Genomic DNA, 1,392 nt, shown 5'->3' on the forward strand with positions numbered 1-1,392 from the left:
TGGAGCTGAAATCAGTCGAAGATACCAGCTGGCTGCAACTGTTTATTAAAAACACAGCACTGTGCAAACACGAAAGTGGACGTATACGGTGTGACGCCTGCCCGGTGCCGGAAGGTTAATTGATGGGGTTATCCCTTGTGGAGAAGCTCTTGATCGAAGCCCCGGTAAACGGCGGCCGTAACTATAACGGTCCTAAGGTAGCGAAATTCCTTGTCGGGTAAGTTCCGACCTGCACGAATGGCGTAATGATGGCCAGGCTGTCTCCACCCGAGACTCAGTGAAATTGAACTCGCTGTGAAGATGCAGTGTACCCGCGGCAAGACGGAAAGACCCCGTGAACCTTTACTATAGCTTGACACTGAACATTGAGCCTTGATGTGTAGGATAGGTGGGAGGCTTTGAAGCGAGGACGCCAGTTCTTGTGGAGCCAACCTTGAAATACCACCCTTTAATGTTTGATGTTCTAACGTAGACCCGTAATCCGGGTTGCGGACAGTGTCTGGTGGGTAGTTTGACTGGGGCGGTCTCCTCCCAAAGAGTAACGGAGGAGCACGAAGGTTAGCTAATCCTGGTCGGACATCAGGAGGTTAGTGCAATGGCATAAGCTAGCTTGACTGCGAGAGTGACGGCTCGAGCAGGTGCGAAAGCAGGTCATAGTGATCCGGTGGTTCTGAATGGAAGGGCCATCGCTCAACGGATAAAAGGTACTCCGGGGATAACAGGCTGATACCGCCCAAGAGTTCATATCGACGGCGGTGTTTGGCACCTCGATGTCGGCTCATCACATCCTGGGGCTGAAGTAGGTCCCAAGGGTATGGCTGTTCGCCATTTAAAGTGGTACGCGAGCTGGGTTTAGAACGTCGTGAGACAGTTCGGTCCCTATCTGCCGTGGGCGCTGGAGAATTGAGGGGGGCTGCTCCTAGTACGAGAGGACCGGAGTGGACGCATCACTGGTGTTCGGGTTGTCATGCCAATGGCATTGCCCGGTAGCTAAATGCGGAAAAGATAAGTGCTGAAAGCATCTAAGCACGAAACTTGCCCCGAGATGAGTTCTCCCTGACTCCTTGAGAGTCCTGAAGGAACGTTGAAGACTACGACGTTGATAGGTCGGGTGTGTAAGCGTAGCGATACGTTGAGCTAACCGATACTAATGAACCGTGAGGCTTAACCTTACAACGCCGAAGCTGTTTTGGCGTGAGAGACGACAATTTTTAGCTTGATAACAGATTAGCTGGGGTGCTTTTTTTAAGCATTCTGGTAACAGAATTTGCCTGGCGGCAACAGCGCGGTGGTCCCACCTGACCCCATGCCGAACTCAGAAGTGAAACGCCGTAGCGCCGATGGTAGTGTGGGGTCTCCCCATGCGAGAGTAGGGAACTGCCAGGCATCAAA

Annotated in this window: 2 rRNA genes; both read left to right on the forward strand. The window is 52.4% G+C overall.

The window, feature by feature from the left end:
- A 23S ribosomal RNA gene (locus MUU47_RS00275) occupies positions 1-1,172 on the forward strand; the annotation flags it as partial.
- A 98-nt stretch (positions 1,173-1,270) separates the two neighbouring features.
- Positions 1,271-1,386 (forward strand): 5S ribosomal RNA (gene rrf / locus MUU47_RS00280).
- Positions 1,387-1,392 lie beyond the last annotated feature (6 nt).

The sequence above is a fragment of the Scandinavium hiltneri genome (assembly GCF_024764835.1).
Taxonomy (GTDB): Bacteria; Pseudomonadota; Gammaproteobacteria; order Enterobacterales; family Enterobacteriaceae; genus Scandinavium; species Scandinavium hiltneri.